Source organism: Paenibacillus sp. FSL H8-0034, from assembly GCF_038000305.1.
In the GTDB taxonomy this organism is placed as follows: domain Bacteria; phylum Bacillota; class Bacilli; order Paenibacillales; family NBRC-103111; genus Paenibacillus_S.
In genome coordinates, this window is sequence record NZ_JBBOBS010000001.1 from 3957120 (window position 1) to 3972619 (window position 15500).

Genomic DNA, 15500 nt, shown 5'->3' on the forward strand with positions numbered 1-15500 from the left:
CATCCCGATTCACATATCTCTCCTAATAATAAACCGGTACACGAATATAAATTAAATATTATATACAAATGCAGGGTTTAGTACCCGTATCATCATTGAAACTTTCAGCTGATGGTTTACTATTTCAAACGAACATGTTATAAGGGAATTATGAATAATTCAAATCGAACCGTAATCAGTCGTCGTTCGCGGCCAGCCAAGGAGCCGCTCAGCAAAGAGCTTATTGTGAAGACCGCCTTGGAATTACTGAAAAACGAAGGCTCGTCCGGGCTGAGCATGCGTAAAATCGCCAAAGCATTGGATACAGGTCCCTCTTCACTATATGTGTATGTCACGAACCTCCAGGAGCTAAGCGCTTATGTGTTGGACTATGGGCTGGATAAAGTCGTATTGCCGGATGCTCAAGATGGATCCTGGAAAACGAATCTGTTCGATGCTCTGAACTCGTATCTAACGGTACTATATGAATCTCCGGGTATTGCCGAGCTCGCTCTAACGACGATTCCCGTAGGACCACACTCGTTAGCGCTCATGGAGTATATCCTTGGGCGGTTGCATGAAGGAGGAATTCGTTCCACGTCTGCAGCATGGGGAGTGGATTTATTACTTCTCTATGCGACTTCAGTTGCATTCGAACAAGCTTCCCGTGATCAGAAAGGGACAACGCTGAATACAATTTTAACCTCTTATGAATCGTTGGATGTTATGCGATATCCGATGATTACCAATTTGAGGGACGAGCTACTCTCCTCGGGAGGCGAAGAACGGTTTCGTTGGGGGCTAGAGGTGATCTTGCAGGGGATTGTACAAAGGCAGGATTAGATTTGTCGGATCATCCGTCAGAATTTATGCGCCCATGAGGATTGGGGGAAGGTAAGAAATGTCGCTTAATTGCGGCTTTTTTTGTTGTTGGAAAAGGAATGTATTTAAAGGAAATAGCACTTCGTCATAGAATACATATTAGGATCATCATAAACCCATATTATTCCAATACAGCAGGATGATTACAAGCGATATCGTTGATTTGACACAAGATGTTGGACCCTAAGCTAGAACGAATAAACAATTGAAGGGATGATGAGGATGTCACAAATTTCTAATGTATTTCAAGGAACTGCATTAAAGGGGATATGTTCGGTATATGTGCCTGTTAGCAACCCGATCAAGTCAGCTCAATGGTGGCAGCAAAATTTTGGATTGGACCATGCAGTACCTTTTAATCCTGCAGAAGCTCAAGCAATTATGAAGCTTTCTGATGGACAATGGCTGCACTTGGTCGAAACAGAGGGGGAGATCGATAGCCAATTCCCTAATAAGTTGGGTAATGAAATGTTCAGGTTCACCTTTGAGGTGAGTGGCATAGAAGTGCTTCATGACCACCTGAAATCCAGTGGCGTAAGAATCGAACAACTTCATGACCGCGGCAGCTGTGGCTTCAACTTTGTATTTTTTGATTTGGATGGAAATAAGTTTGACGTTAACGAAGTTGTCCTTGTTCATGGAACATTCGAGGATGAGTTCATTGAATAGAACGTGAGGCTGTTCATTATATTCTCCTTAACCGAAGGGTTGGGGGGGGGTAATACTTGCAAAATGCAAATAATTAATTTATACTCATTCATGAGGTGAGCTGCCATGGATAATACTCGTGAACTATTTCAAATCATGACACGTCGTTTTGGTTTTCTCAATAAAAATTGCTGTACTGCCGGTGGAGTTGATATTTCATTAGTTCAAAGTCACATCCTGTATGAGATTGACCATCAGCATAAGCCATCCATCCAGCAGATAGCAGAGGCTTTGGGAACCGACATTACGACCTTCAGTCGCCAGATTCAAGCATTAATCAAAATGAATCTAGTAAAAAAGTTACCCGATCCTGACGACAGGAGGGTATATGTTCTTTCATTAACGACAGAAGGTAAATACGTAGCAACGACGATTGACCAACAGATGAATGCCTATTTGAATGAAATTTTTTCACACATGAACGATTTTGAAAAAGAAACCGTCATTCGCTCGATCCAGCTTTTAAATGATGCCATGGCCAAATCCAGCCAATGCTGCACAACCCCTTTGGGGTAATTTTTTTTCATTAATACTTGCAAAATGCAAATAAAAATTGGAGGGAATCATTATGAGCTATTATGAAACTAACAAGCAGGACAATGGGAAGGCGACTTGTTGTGGAGGAGATATTGTAAAGGGGAATCAGCATACGGAGCAGTCATTGCCAGTTGCGATTATTGGTGGGGGACCAGTGGGTTTGGCAGCTGCGGCTCATTTATCCTTACGAGGTGAGTCTTTTGTGATATTTGAAGCAGGAGCTGCCGTAGGCTCCAATATCTTAAAATGGGGGCACGTTCGTTTATTCTCACCCTGGCAGTACAACGTGGATAAGGCCGCAAGAAAACTTCTCGAATCGAATGGCTGGAAAGCCCCGGACGACGCTGGACTTCCGACGGGACAACAATTGGTAGAGACCTATTTAGCACCACTTGCAGAGATACCCGAGATTAAAAATCATATTTGGTATCATTCAAACGTTAAAGCCATTAGCAGGAAAGGCTTAAGTAAAATAAAAACAAGCGGTCGTGATGAATTACCATTTTCCGTGTATGTGGAGATCGATGGAAAACCTAAGCAATTTGAGGCAAGGGCTATTATCGATGCCACGGGTACCTGGGATCATCCGAATCCGTCACTCTCCGATGGAGTCTGGACCGAATCAGAAAAGTCGAACGCTGCGCACTTCTTTTATGGAATACCTGATATTCTCGGATCGCACAAGCAGCGTTATGTAGGCAAGCATGTCCTTGTAGTAGGAGGCGGCCATTCTGCTCTTAATACCTTGCTGGAGCTTCAGGATTTAAAGATAGAGGAGCCGCGTACGCATATCACCTGGGTGATGCGAAAACAAAGTGTTACAGAAGCTTACGGTGGTCAAGATAACGATAGTCTCCCCGCCCGCGGCGACCTTGGGACACGCATACAAAAAATGGTGGATGAAGGATTAGTTGATGTCGTGACTCCGTTTCATATCAGCAATTTTGAATTAGAGAATGGACAGATTAACGTCATAGGAGCCGGAAAGGCCGATAAGATCGTAGGCGTAGACGAAATTATTAGCAATACAGGCAGCAGACCGGATTTTGCTTTCTTAAGGGAGCTTAGAATCAACATTGATGCTGCTATTGAAAGTGTTGCAGAGCTCGCCCCCCTGATTGATCCTAATGAGCATAGCTGTGGAACCGTTCGTCCTCATGGAGAAAAAGAACTGCGTCAGCCTGAGAAAAACTTATATATCGTCGGTGTAAAAAGCTATGGAAGAGCTCCAACCTTTCTTTTGGCAACGGGATATGAACAGGTTCGGTCTGTTGTTGCAGGTCTGACCGGAGATTGGGAGGACGCGAGCAGCGTAGAATTGGACTTGCCAGAGACAGGCGTATGCAGCCTTCAAGCAACATCCGCATGCTGTGAGGAGACACCAAAGATTGGTTGTAGCAATTGAGAGAATCAGGGCAGCCAAGGCTGTTTCGTCGTAATGCCGGGTGGCTTCATCCCAAATGCTGTCTGGAACCGGGTCTTCCCGATCACTAAGCCTGGTTATCGCTTCGGTTAATGCCAAAGAAGCACGTTCGTCGTCTGTAAAGTGCGAAGAATCCCGCCAGGCTGCAACCGCATATAAGCGCTCATCAGATTCACCATTTTCTTTGGAAATAAGGTGGATCTCTTGACTAGACACTATTTACTGTCCTATAATCAAAGCAATAATCGATTTAATTTCATTTCATGCGAGGGAGTGGTGATGATGAGCGCAGTTGCACAGACACGGGATGTCTATTATGCCCTGGCCGATCCGACCCGGCGCCAAATCATTCGACTGCTGGCTGATGCGGATGAATTACCTCTCCATCGGTTGACTCCGCATTTTGCGATGGGCCGCAACGCAGTCTCCGGGCATTTGACGATTTTGAAGGAAGTCGGCCTTGTGACCGAGCGTAAAGTCGGCCGTGAGACGCGCAATCGTCTCAATCCCGCACCGCTCAAGGAACTCCAGGACTGGTTGTCGTACTACGAGAAATTTTGGAAACAAAACATGGTTCGTCTGGATCAGCTTCTTAAGGAGGAACAGGACTAAAGCAAGATCTATCGCTCATCTTGGTTGACTCGAATTAACATAATCCGAATGGCTTAGAATTTGGTGAAATGTGGATACCTGTTGTTAGAAAATAAAGTGATAATACGAGGAGGATGGATATGTCCCATATCGTTGATTTTAAAACTGTGTCTACGGTTGGTTTAGAGTCTTCACCTGTAGTAGATGCGCTTGCTGGTTTACGTGCTAATGAAGCCCGTTACTTCATGAACAAATACAAGCATGAATTTACGGTAGTACCAGCCAGCGAGAGCCAGGAGACCATCGATTATGTGAACCGAATTTTGAAAGAAGTACGTGATATTGAATTTGCGGCCAAACCTTTAGAAACATCGCGTTTTCAAGTGGAAAATATCAAATGGGCCTTTGTCTTTTATGAGGATGGTTTAGAGGTTAACGTCATGTATACGGTTGATGACCCTAAGAAGCGGGCCGTTGGTTTTAAGCTATCTGAGGGGATGGAGGTACCAAAGGAGTTAGAAGAGAAGTTTAAGTTTGCTAGACAGAAGTCTAAACTAGCTGGAACAATTCGAGGTTCGTTTTTTGTGATTAAAGGAGAATATTAAAAGCAAAAATGCAAGCATAGCGGTGGATCCGATCCATCGCTATTTTATTATATGACATAAGGTGACATATTTAAGGTCTATAATCGGTGGTAGATCAACGAAAGGAGTAATAAATCATGAAACGAAAAATAATTTTAGATTTAGCAGTCACTTTAGATGGTTTTATTGAAGGGAAAAGTGGGGAAGTGGATTGGTGCATTATGGATTCTGAGATGGGGTTTATTAATTACTTGAATCAAATTGATACTATTTTATATGGAAGAAAAAGCTATGATTTATGGGGACAATTTACTCCGGAAATTGAACATCCTAATTCTGAAAAAGAATTTTGGGAATTGGTTCATAGTAAAGAGAAATATGTGTTTTCCAGGACGCAAAAGGGGACTGATAATAAAGCAATATTCATAAATGATAGTATTCTTGAAGAAGTAAATAAATTAAAGAATAAGTCTGGTAAAGACATCTGGTTATATGGTGGAGCAAGTCTTATTACAACTTTTATCAATTTAGGACTTGTTGATGAATTTAGATTATCTGTTCACCCTGTTGTTCTGGGAGAAGGAAAACCGCTGTTTGTGGATATAAAACAGAGATTGAATTTAAAAATGGTTAATACAAGAACGTTCTCCTCAGGCGTTGTACAATTAATTTATCATTTGGATGGTAACTAATAATTTTGCTAGTAAACCCCCAAATAAAATGGAGAAAGGAGCTTACTAAAATAATAATTTGGAAGAAGATTAAGAAACAAGAGAAATGAAAAAATAAATTCCGTGTAAAACAATGTGAATAGGGGGTAGTATTTTAAAGGATAATGTGATATTGTAATTTTGTAATCAAAAATACAGTATGCAAATGGAGGCGTATATGGCTAAGAAAAAGCCAAGTATCGTAATCTCCATAAGATTGGACGATACGGCACTTCAAGCGGTAGACCTGCTCGTTGATTCAGGATTGGAGACCAATCGATCGAGGGCTGTCTCTCACTTTGTCAATGTTGGTATTCAATCTTCGGAGGAGCTGTTGCGCAGGGCTCAACTCCTTGCTGACAACGTTCAGCAATTGCGCAATGAGATGGTCGAGGCCGTTAAGCTGAATAACCTTGAGAAGGTTACCCAACTGATTCATCAGGATTCTACGCTCGTGAACGCTACGAACAGCAAGGGAGAAACAGCTGTTCTAATGGCTGCCTACATGCGTGCGAACGATATCAAGGAGCTGCTTATCGACAACGGTGCAGAGCTCGATGTGTTTGAAGCTTCGGTGGTCGGTAGCACAGGGCGGGTTAAGGAATTGCTCGAGCAATCACCCGAGCTCATCTCCGCATATAGTCCAGATGGATTTATGCCGCTGTCGATGGCAGCGCATTTTGGAAATGAGGAAATTGTCAAATTGCTACTCGAACTGGGTGCAGACGTAAATGCCAGGAGCAAGGACGGGAGTCTGAACAACACGGCGATCCATGCGGCGATTCTCGGCAACTACGAGCATATCATTAAACTGCTGATCAGCCATGGCGCAGATGTCAACGCCAAATGTGAAGGCAGTATCCGGCTAGGCTACAGCGCACTTCACGTAGCAGCCTACTTCGGTCGTGAATCATTAATCCGAATATTTCTGCAGCACGGAGCTGACCGAACTGCTGTGAATGCGGATGGTCAGACGCCTTACGAGCTTGCTGTAAGTAAAGGACAACAAGCAGCAGCCGATATGCTGAGAGAATAAGGAAACTTATAGCATATAGACAATAGGATCACTCCATGCTATTATCCTACTAAACACATCGGAATAATTAATATAATATATGAACTCTACCGGACAGCCGGAGAGACGCGAATGGGAACAAGGCGTCTTTCTGGCTGTTTATTATGTTGCATAAGGAGTGTACTTACGAATGGAATACAGGAAATTAGGCCGAACTGGCCTCAAAGTGTCCGAGGTCAGTTTGGGAACGATGGCTTTTGGTCGCTGGATCGATGAGCAAGCCTCAGCAGCTGTGCTGGATCAGGCGCTCCAAGCCGGCATTAATCTAATAGATACCGCCGATGTATACGGATCTGGCATGGACCTTGGTGATCCCAACCTTACTGGGGAATCGGAAGCGATCCTGGGTCGACTTTTGAAGGGGAGAAGAAACGATATCGTGCTGGCTACCAAGGTGCAGGCACCTGTTGGTACGGGTGTGAATGACTCAGGCTTGAGCCGCTATCACATTTATCGTGCACTGGAAAACAGCCTTCGTCGGTTACAGACCGATCATATTGATCTGTACCAGGTGCACGGATTTGATGCAGCCACTCCAATTGAAGAAACGCTTGGCGTTCTGGATGAACTGGTTAAGCAGGGGAAAGTCCGATACATCGGGTGCTCAAATTATGCGGCTTGGCAGCTTGCCAAGGCGCATGGAATCAGTGCATTGAACCGGTTGAGCCGGTTTGAGAGTGTACAGCCGGAATATAGCCTGATCTCACGAGGTATTGAACAGGACCTAGTCCCATTCGCTGAATCGGAGAAGGTTGGCATGATTGTTTACAGTCCGCTTGGGCGTGGTATTTTGACCGGTAAATACAAGCAGGGCGAGCAACCGCAGGAAGGTACACGATTGGCAGCGGGTGAGCAGCGACTGAAGCTGCTTTTGCAGAAGAATCCGGCTTATGAACTCGTTGAAGCCATTCGTCCGCTCGCTGAAGCGCGGGGCTGGACATTAGCGCAGTTTTCACTTGCTTGGGTACTTAGTCACAGCTACGTATCTTCTGCAATCCTGGGTGCTTCTAAGCCTGAGCAAGTCCGCGATTCGTTACGGTTTGCGGATCAACGTCTGACCATTGAAGAATTGAACACGATTGACCAATTTTCACTAAATATTTCATTAATTCGTTAGGAGGATGAATCGTTATGAGCCATTCAAATCAACCACGTCAACTTCATCTAGGCCTGTTCCTTTTCTCGACAGGTTACCACCCGGCAGGCTGGAGACTTCCTGAATCGGTAACCGATGGTGCTTTCGATCCCAAGTTTCTGCAAGGAGTGGCCCAACGTCTGGAGGCAGCAAAGTTCGACTTCTTTTTTCTTGGAGACGCGTTGGCATCCAGTGCGGATATGCAGTATCAATTCCCGTCCCAGATGGTTAGGTTGGAGCCATTCACCATGATTGCCCATTTAGCCGCAGTTACGGAAAAAATCGGGTTAATCGTCACCGCCAACACGACCTATGCAGAGCCTTATCACATTGCTCGGATGACCGCTTCACTCGATTATTTGAGCCGAGGACGAACAGCCTGGAACGTGGTTACGGGAGCCGATGCCCGTGCAGCACAAAATTTTAGTCGGGATAAGCATTGGGATAATACGAAGCGTTATGATTACGCTGATGAATTCGTGCAAATCGTGAAGGATTTGTGGGATACCTGGGAGGACGACGCTTTCGTAAGAGACAAGGCATCCGGCGTCTTCGTCGATGAAAGCAAGGTTCACGCGATTCATCATAAGGGTGACCATTTCTCGGTCGCCGGTCCGCTTAATGTGGCGAGACCGCCGCAGGGACAGCTTCCACTTTTATCAGCTGGAACCTCTGAACGGAGTCAGGAGCTGGGGGCGCAATTCTCTAATGTGATCTTTACCGGACAATTCCTGTTTGAGGAAGCCCGTGCATTTTATGCCGGGATTAAGAGCAAGCTGGCCAAGTACGGTCGGAAGCAGGATGAGCTGTTCATTATGCCGGGACTGGTGCCCATTGTCGGTAGGACCGATGAAGAAGCGTATGCCAAATATCGGGAGTTAAGCTCTCTTCTGGTTACAAATTTTGATTTGAAGCCATTGTCTGCACGTATCGGCATCGATCTATCCGCGTATCCGTTCGATGGTCCGCTGCCGAATCTGACACTGTCTACCTTGCCTGGAGAAGGGGCGAGACCCTTCATACGGCTGGCTCAGAACGCATCGGGTCATGATGATATTTCAATTCGAGAGTTATACCATTATTTTGCAGCCACGGTTCGTGGACATCTGCTTCTGGTGGGTGGACCGGAGCGAATAGCCGATCAGATTGAGAAATGGTTTCAAGGAGAGGCGGCGGACGGCTTCAACCTGTGCGCGCCTTACATGCCTGATGGTCTGAATCTGTTCATCGATCTTGTCGTTCCCGAGCTGCAGAGACGTGGATTGTTCCGTACGGAATATGAGGGAAGCACGTTCCGCGATCATTTTGGACTGGCACGCCCCGAGAATCGTTTCGCTCGTAAAGACCTGTTACAGCAAAGCTGAATCATAAGTGAGAACATAGGGCAGCCCGTCTCAAAAGGAGCATGGGATTCAAGGCGCAAGGGAGGCTAGAGATGAACAACAAGAAAACAAAACGATTTGGCATCATCCTCATTGGACAAATTGCGCTCGCACTGCTCCTCTTAGGTGCTATTGAGCTAGTTGTTCGAATGGGGATCGTAGGGAAACTGTATTTGTCGGAGCCGACAGAGGTTGTGAAGCAGATTTATGTGCTGCTGACCCATAGCGAGATTTATCACCATCTTCGTGTGACGATGCAGGAATTTTTCATCGGTTATTTGTTAGCTGCAGGATTAGGTATCGCTACTGGCATGTTTCTTGTGCTCGTACGACACGCGGAGGATTTACTCAGACCGTTCCTGTCCGCGCTGATGGCTGTGCCGAAGGTTACCATCATCCCGCTCATAATGCTGTGGATGGGTATTGGAATACCGCATAAAATCGCTGTCGTGTTTCTGTTTTGCTACTTTACGATCGCATTCAGTACGATTACCGGAATCAAGCAAACGGCAGATAATCATCTGAAGGTGGCGCGAGTGTTCCAGGCCTCCAGATGGCAAACGATTATCAAGGTTATTTTGCCCTCAGCTGCGCCAACGATCTTCGTGGCCCTGCGGGTATCGGCAGCAACCGGGATTGTAGGTGCCTTATTCGGCGAGATGATCGCATCGCAGGACGGTTTAGGGAATATTCTTGTCAAGGCGACGTCGTTGTATGACACTGCGCAGGCTTTTGCCATTATTACGATTGTAACGGTTGTCTCGGTAGCTATTATCGCGCTCATCGATCTGCTGGAGAAAAAGGTAGTTCTCAAGTGGAAGTCCAACTAAAGATGTACAGAAATTTGCAGATTTATTCACACATAGGGAGAGATCATAGGATGGTTAAAAGAAACAAGAAACGCATGGGAACTATGCTGATGAGTCTGTTTGCCTTAATCCTGTTCGCAGGCTGCGGAAACAACGCAACTAATAACGCAACTACAGCAGCTCCAGCTTCCGGGGGTTCATCCCCTAATTCGACCTCTGCTCCTGCCGCCAGCAGCCAACAGCTGCAAAAGGTTAAGTATGCGGCTTTCAATGGAGTGAGTGGCATGGCCGTTCAATTCGGAGCAGAGAAAGGGTTCTTTAAAGAAGAGGGTTTGGACGTTGAATTCATTTCGACCCAGAATCCAGTTCCGGGTCTGACGAGCAAGGATATCGATATTGCCGATCTCGCCACAACACAAGCTATAGTAGCAGCGGGCAAAGGGGCGCCTCTCAAAATCGTATCCTCCATGTTCCGCACCAAAGGTGCATTTTATTTGATCGCACGTCCAGAAATTCAAAAAATTGAGGATTTAAAAGGTAAAAAGGTGGGAGCAGCCGTTTTTGGCTCAGGGCTTGATGTATATACGCAAGTAATTTTGAAAAAGCATGGTCTTGCTAAAAATGATGTTACTCTGATTGCGAATGGTGTAAACGATGCTGCGTTCGCCAGTCTGACGTCTGGACAAGTGGATGCCACCATCATACATGAACCGTTCGTTTCACTCGCTGAGCTTAGCGGTAAGGCAACTCTGCTGGCCAAGGGATGGGATTATCTGCCGAATTTCCATACTGGCGTTCTGGTATCCCAAAATGATTTTATTGCCAAGCATCCTGATGCGGTGGAGAAGCTGCTGCGCGCTTATTTCAAATCCCAGGAATATGCCAAAAGCCATCTCGATGAGTATAAGAAATTTTTCCTGACACAAGTGAAGATTGACCCAGCTGCGGTTGACAAAGCGTTCGAGCGTGAGATGGTATTGTGGGAGAACAAGCCTGACGTTAACAGGCAGTCCCTACAGGAAACCCAACAAACTCAGCTTGAATTAGGCTTCCAGGACCAGATATATGATATCGACAAGATTCTTGATCTTCGTTACGTACCCAAACAATAATTAGGAAGAGGGGGTGGGCGTATGGCGGGGTTCTCCATCAACCATATGTCGATGGTATACGGCGAGATTGCGCCGGCGGTCATACTATCTGATATCAACCTGACTATTGAGGACGGAGAATTTCTTTGCATTCTTGGACCCAGTGGCTGCGGAAAAAGCACATTACTGGAGATTTTGGCAGGACTGCAAGCACCTACCCAGGGAGATGTGCGATTCGGTGACAGTCCTCTGGATGGTACGGATAAGCGGAGAGGGGTCGTTTTTCAGGATCCCTCGCTTTATCCGTGGCGCACGGTGCAGCGTAATGTCGAGCTGGGTCTGGAGATCAGAGGAACGGATAAGCGCGAACGAAGTGCGGCTGCTCGAAGATACCTGGAAATGGTAGGGCTCAGCGGATTCGAGCAAAAGTATCCCCATCAGCTGTCAGGCGGTATGAAGCAGCGGGCGGGTCTGGCACGCGCCTTCGCTAATCGCCCTGAGGTGCTGCTTATGGACGAGCCGTTTGGTGCAGTAGATCATCTCACCAGGCTGCAGCTGCAGGATGATCTGCTGCAAATCTGGGAATCGGAAAAAAAGACTGTAGTTTTTATTACCCATGACGTAGCAGAAGCCGTCTTTCTGGCGGATCGTGTTGTGATTTTATCGCCGCGTCCAGGCCGAGTTAATGCCATATTCCAGGTACCGCAGGCTCGTCCGCGCAAACGAGACGATGCCGGGCTGCTGAAAATTCAAAACGACATCTATGCATCGCTTCATCAGGTAAAGACAGAAGACAGCATTGAATTTACGATATAAACCGAAGGGAGTTAAGAAGAACATGTCAAACATTGTAAACGTCGAGTGGGTGCGTTCAAAAATCTTGGCAGGAGATACGGTCATTGCCGATGTTCGCTTTTCGCCGAAAGAGCCGCTTTATGGGAAGGAAGCCTATGAGAGGGGCCATTTGCCGGGTGCAGTGTTCGTTGATTTTAAACGTGATTTGACCGATTCCCCTCAGGAGCACGGAGGACGCAGCCCGATCCCGTCGTCAGAGGATCTGGCGAAAACTTTTGGAAATCTGGGGATCGACCGATCAACAACAGTGGTTGTTTATGAAGATGTGAATGGACCGGCAGCGTCGCGCTTATGGTGGCTGTTAAAATATGTAGGCGTCGAAGACGTACGCATACTGGATGGCGGTTATGAGGCATGGGTTCAAGCAGGCCAACCCGTGACGAGTGAACAGCCCACATTGACCTCGCGTACGCTGGAGCCTATTGTCCAAGAACACCTGCTGGCTGATGTGAATGCCGTACGGGCTGCTATCAAAGCCAATGGGACCAAGCTTGTTGACTCCCGTGATTCCAATCAGTATCTAGGCTTGGAAGCGCCGTTCGATCCTATTGCCGGACATATCCCGAGTGCATTGAACTACTTCTGGAAGGACGGACTGGAGCAGACCGGAAATTGGAAATCCCCAGAAGAACTGAAGGCGCACTTCGCTGGGCTGGAGCGAGAAGAAGAGATTATTGTTTATTGCGGCTCGGGCATTTCCGCTACGCCTAATGTCCTTGCGCTGCAGGAAGCGGGATTTACGAATGTGAAGCTCTACGCAGGCAGCTGGAGCGATTGGATTTCTTATAAGGACAATCCGATAGCGGTAGGCGAAGAGTAGACTCAGTCTCTCTAACCCGCAAGAATACATTACAAGTAACCATTCGCTCAGCCTGACAGGGGTTGTGTGAATGGTTATTTGTTTAAGAGTTTGGCATATGTGAGCGGCGTTCCTAAATCATAGGGAGCGTCGCTTTTCCTTTTCCTAAGTTGAGGCACATTTGAGCTGCGTATAGTTGTGCTTGGCTTGAAGAAGGTGAGAACAGACAAAAACATCTGAGGATTGTAGATATTCGCCGTGTGAGAGTTGCTTTATAATTAAAATCATCTGTCAGCGACTTTACTCAGTAGAAATACGTTTGATGTGATGCTCGACTGCACGACTGCAAATTAAAAAGGAGGGCTGACATTGAATCATAACTTGATCCAGTTTAAGGAAAAATCCTGGTCAGACTGTTGGAGTCGGATTCAAATCAAGGTGGACTGTATGATAAAGCAGCTGGGGGAGCGTAGTCCTCACGTATCTGTTTCAGGCATTTACGACGATGCTGCCTTGGACTGGTGGACCTCCGGCTTTTGGCCGGGTATGCTTTGGATATTGAGCGATATGACAGGCAAAGCGATATATCGTGATGCAGCGTGGTCCTGGGATGAACGGATAGAACAATGCTTTATGCGGGACAACCGCTTTCATCATGACGTCGGGTTTCAATTCCTGGCTACGGCTGTAATTAAATACAAGCTGACAGGCGACACGGATGCAAAGCGCAGAGGGTTGCAGGCAGCGAACATATTGGCTGGCAGGTTTAATTTAGCCGGAGGCTTTATTAGGGCTCAGAATCAGGCGTCACGTCCGGGAGCTTCAATTATCGATACGATGATGAACCTGTCGATCTTATTTTGGGCTTCAAAGGAGCTCGGCGATCCCCGGTTTGCACAAATTGCACGTGCACATGCGGATACGGTTTTGCAGCATACGATCAGAGAGGATGGATCGTCCCATCACATCACCGTATTCGATGCGGATACGGGAAATGTCGAGGAATATGTGGCAGGCCAAGGATATTCGCCGACATCATCCTGGAGCCGTGGACAGGCCTGGGCGATATATGGAATGGCCAACACTTATAAATACACAGGGGATGTTAAGTATTTGAGCGCCGCCAAACGGACGGCTCACTATTTTATGAGCTGACTTCCTGATGATTTTGTTGCCTATTGGGATTTTCGGCTTCCCGATTTCACCCAGGAGCCGAGAGATACTTCTGCATCAAGCATTGCTGCATCCGGTTTACTCGAAATCGCGGCTCAGGTTCCTGCTGAAGAGAGCCGGATATACCGGACTGCGGCTGAATCCATCCTGCTGTCATTGACGAACAGTTACAGCACACTGGACCAACCGGAATACGAAGGTATTCTACTGGAAGCTACTGGACATAAGCCAGCCGGGCGTGATATCCAGGTTTCTTTAATTTACGGGGATTATTATTATGTAGAAGCGATAGCCAAGCTGGTAGGCTGGAACAGTCGAATATTTTAATTTTGTCATTAACTGTTGTCTTAAGAAGATGCCAATTGAAGAGTCGGCTTTTCGGCTTTGTGGAATTACCAAAAAACCTCACCCACGTTAATAGTGGTTTGAGGTTTTTTGTGCCTATTGTGTGAATCAGTCATCCTAGGACGTGTACGATCTTCCCAACCCGATCTCACTAAGCAGCTGCCGATAAGCGATGGATGTGCGGTCTGCTGGTATATGGGCTTCGGCTTGGAGGTCAAGCGGCAAATCTTCGGGAGTCTGTGCTTCGACCATATCCCGGTCCTCTTGAAATACCTGTAGATTAAACTTGATTGTATCCTCTACAGGAGCATTTTTGTCGAAATTGCGAGAAATCGGACAAAATAGCCGAGTATAGCGGGCCGAAACCGGAGAAGCGCAGTTCAGAATCATCAGCTTCCCATCGTTTGGAAAATGTACGGTAAGGGAAGCTGCAAATGGCGGGAAAACACGGAATGCGCGCAGCCACATGAATCCCTCTTCAGCGATATTTTCCTGTCCTTTACCATAATTGCTAACGGTGCTCCAATAATCGGCAATCAGCTGGTCACCCTCCCGTTTGACCTTATACTGCGGAACCTCGGTATTGTTGCGGTCTCCGAAGGTCTCGATGTGTACGTAAGCGAAGTGTGATACATCCAAAAAACCTTCCATCTGGCGTCCGGCAGAGCCTGCAATATCAAAGCTCGGTAGTGTAATATTGATGAAATCCGGATCGTCCCATCCAGGTAAATCGGGAATCTGCACGCTGGTAGAAGCCAGAGAAGTCCAGATCAGACCGTACCGTTCGACGGTCGGGTACACGATTAATTTCAGCTTCGGTGAAATTTTGGTATTCGGGTGTGCCGGAACAGAGGTGCAGGTTCCTTCACAATTGTAGCGGAAGCCATGATAAGGGCATACGATTTCTTCGTTTTCCACCCAGCCCTTGCTGAGGGGAGCACCGCGATGGAAGCAAAGATCACGGGCAACAATGACCTTGCCGTGGCTCCGGTAGCAGACGAGCTTTACATCCAACAGTGTGACACCGACAGGTTTATCCGCAATATCGCTTGCAATAGCGACCGGGAACCAGTATTGGGAAAGCACCTGCCAGTCATTAGGTGTGAATGTACAGTCTCGGGGGAGCTGGATTTGGGCAGTCTCAGCAGATAATTGTGGATTCATACTCATCTTTTATCACCTCATAGATTATTGGGTCTTGCAACTTAACGCGGAAAACCCCAGACACAAGAGGTGCATAATGAAGCTGACCTTATACTTCGGTGCCTGGATGGGCGTTCGAAATAAAGGGACCTCCAATTTATGCAGCCTCTTGTAGCCTGGGGCAATTTACGGTTGCCTGGTCGAGACGCTCATACCCATTAATGAGCTTATACAAGAGAATAACGGTCAATATTTTGAGTCATGTTTTATAACATGTAA

Annotated in this window: 15 protein-coding genes, 1 pseudogene and 1 riboswitch; of the genes and pseudogenes, 15 read left to right on the top strand and 1 reads right to left on the bottom strand. The window is 46.6% G+C overall.

The annotated features are described in order from the left end of the window. Window positions 1–150: 150 nt before the first annotated feature. The 15 genes and pseudogenes from NST47_RS18035 to NST47_RS18105 all read left to right on the top strand — a co-directional run bounded on the left by NST47_RS18035 (window position 151) and on the right by NST47_RS18105 (window position 14060). Window positions 151–822: a TetR/AcrR family transcriptional regulator gene (locus NST47_RS18035; protein ID WP_341156331.1), complete on the top strand. Its 672-nt coding sequence runs from the start codon at window positions 151–153 to the stop codon at window positions 820–822. A gap of 261 nt (window positions 823–1083) precedes the next feature. Further along, window positions 1084–1530 (top strand): VOC family protein, encoded by a 447-nt coding sequence (locus tag NST47_RS18040; RefSeq protein WP_341156332.1) that lies wholly within the window; start codon window positions 1084–1086, stop codon window positions 1528–1530. Window positions 1531–1635: 105 nt separating this feature from the next. Further along, window positions 1636–2085: a MarR family winged helix-turn-helix transcriptional regulator gene (locus NST47_RS18045; protein ID WP_341156333.1), complete on the top strand. Its 450-nt coding sequence runs from the start codon at window positions 1636–1638 to the stop codon at window positions 2083–2085. A 52-nt stretch (window positions 2086–2137) separates the two neighbouring features. Then, window positions 2138–3511 (top strand): NAD(P)-binding domain-containing protein, encoded by a 1374-nt coding sequence (locus NST47_RS18050; protein WP_341156334.1) that lies wholly within the window; start codon window positions 2138–2140, stop codon window positions 3509–3511. A 300-nt stretch (window positions 3512–3811) separates the two neighbouring features. Continuing rightward, window positions 3812–4141, top strand: a complete 330-nt coding sequence (locus tag NST47_RS18055; protein WP_341156335.1) for an ArsR/SmtB family transcription factor — start codon at window positions 3812–3814, stop codon at window positions 4139–4141. 119 nt (window positions 4142–4260) lie between these two features. After that, window positions 4261–4725: a phage tail protein gene (locus NST47_RS18060; RefSeq protein WP_341156336.1), complete on the top strand. Its 465-nt coding sequence runs from the start codon at window positions 4261–4263 to the stop codon at window positions 4723–4725. Between the two features lie 116 nt (window positions 4726–4841). Further along, entirely contained in the window at window positions 4842–5396 is a 555-nt protein-coding gene (locus NST47_RS18065; protein WP_341156337.1) for a dihydrofolate reductase family protein, read from the top strand. Between the two features lie 196 nt (window positions 5397–5592). Next, entirely contained in the window at window positions 5593–6450 is an 858-nt protein-coding gene (locus NST47_RS18070) for an ankyrin repeat domain-containing protein (RefSeq protein ID WP_341156338.1), read from the top strand. A 169-nt stretch (window positions 6451–6619) separates the two neighbouring features. Next, window positions 6620–7606 carry an aldo/keto reductase gene (locus NST47_RS18075; protein WP_341156339.1) on the top strand — a complete coding sequence of 329 codons (987 nt, stop codon included), beginning with the start codon at window positions 6620–6622 and terminating at the stop codon, window positions 7604–7606. Window positions 7607–7620: 14 nt separating this feature from the next. Then, a complete protein-coding gene (locus NST47_RS18080) occupies window positions 7621–8988 on the top strand; it encodes an LLM class flavin-dependent oxidoreductase (protein WP_341156340.1) in 1368 nt (455 codons plus the stop codon). A 71-nt stretch (window positions 8989–9059) separates the two neighbouring features. Further along, on the top strand, window positions 9060–9836 hold the full coding sequence (locus tag NST47_RS18085; RefSeq protein WP_341156341.1) for an ABC transporter permease: 777 nt from the start codon (window positions 9060–9062) through the stop codon (window positions 9834–9836). A 50-nt stretch (window positions 9837–9886) separates the two neighbouring features. After that, complete coding sequence (locus tag NST47_RS18090; protein ID WP_341156342.1) at window positions 9887–10927, top strand: ABC transporter substrate-binding protein; 1041 nt, start codon at window positions 9887–9889, stop codon at window positions 10925–10927. Between the two features lie 21 nt (window positions 10928–10948). Next, on the top strand, window positions 10949–11722 hold the full coding sequence (locus NST47_RS18095; RefSeq protein ID WP_341156343.1) for an ABC transporter ATP-binding protein: 774 nt from the start codon (window positions 10949–10951) through the stop codon (window positions 11720–11722). 22 nt (window positions 11723–11744) lie between these two features. Next, window positions 11745–12581, top strand: coding sequence for a sulfurtransferase (locus tag NST47_RS18100; protein WP_341156344.1), 837 nt, complete (start codon window positions 11745–11747; stop codon window positions 12579–12581). A 426-nt stretch (window positions 12582–13007) separates the two neighbouring features. Beyond that, window positions 13008–14060, top strand: a pseudogene (locus tag NST47_RS18105) (glycoside hydrolase family 88 protein). Between the two features lie 135 nt (window positions 14061–14195). Here the strand turns inward: NST47_RS18105 and NST47_RS18110 are convergent. Continuing rightward, a complete protein-coding gene (locus tag NST47_RS18110) occupies window positions 14196–15248 on the bottom strand; it encodes an aromatic ring-hydroxylating dioxygenase subunit alpha (RefSeq protein ID WP_341156345.1) in 1053 nt (350 codons plus the stop codon). 125 nt (window positions 15249–15373) lie between these two features. Next, window positions 15374–15476: riboswitch (purine riboswitch) on the bottom strand. Window positions 15477–15500 lie beyond the last annotated feature (24 nt).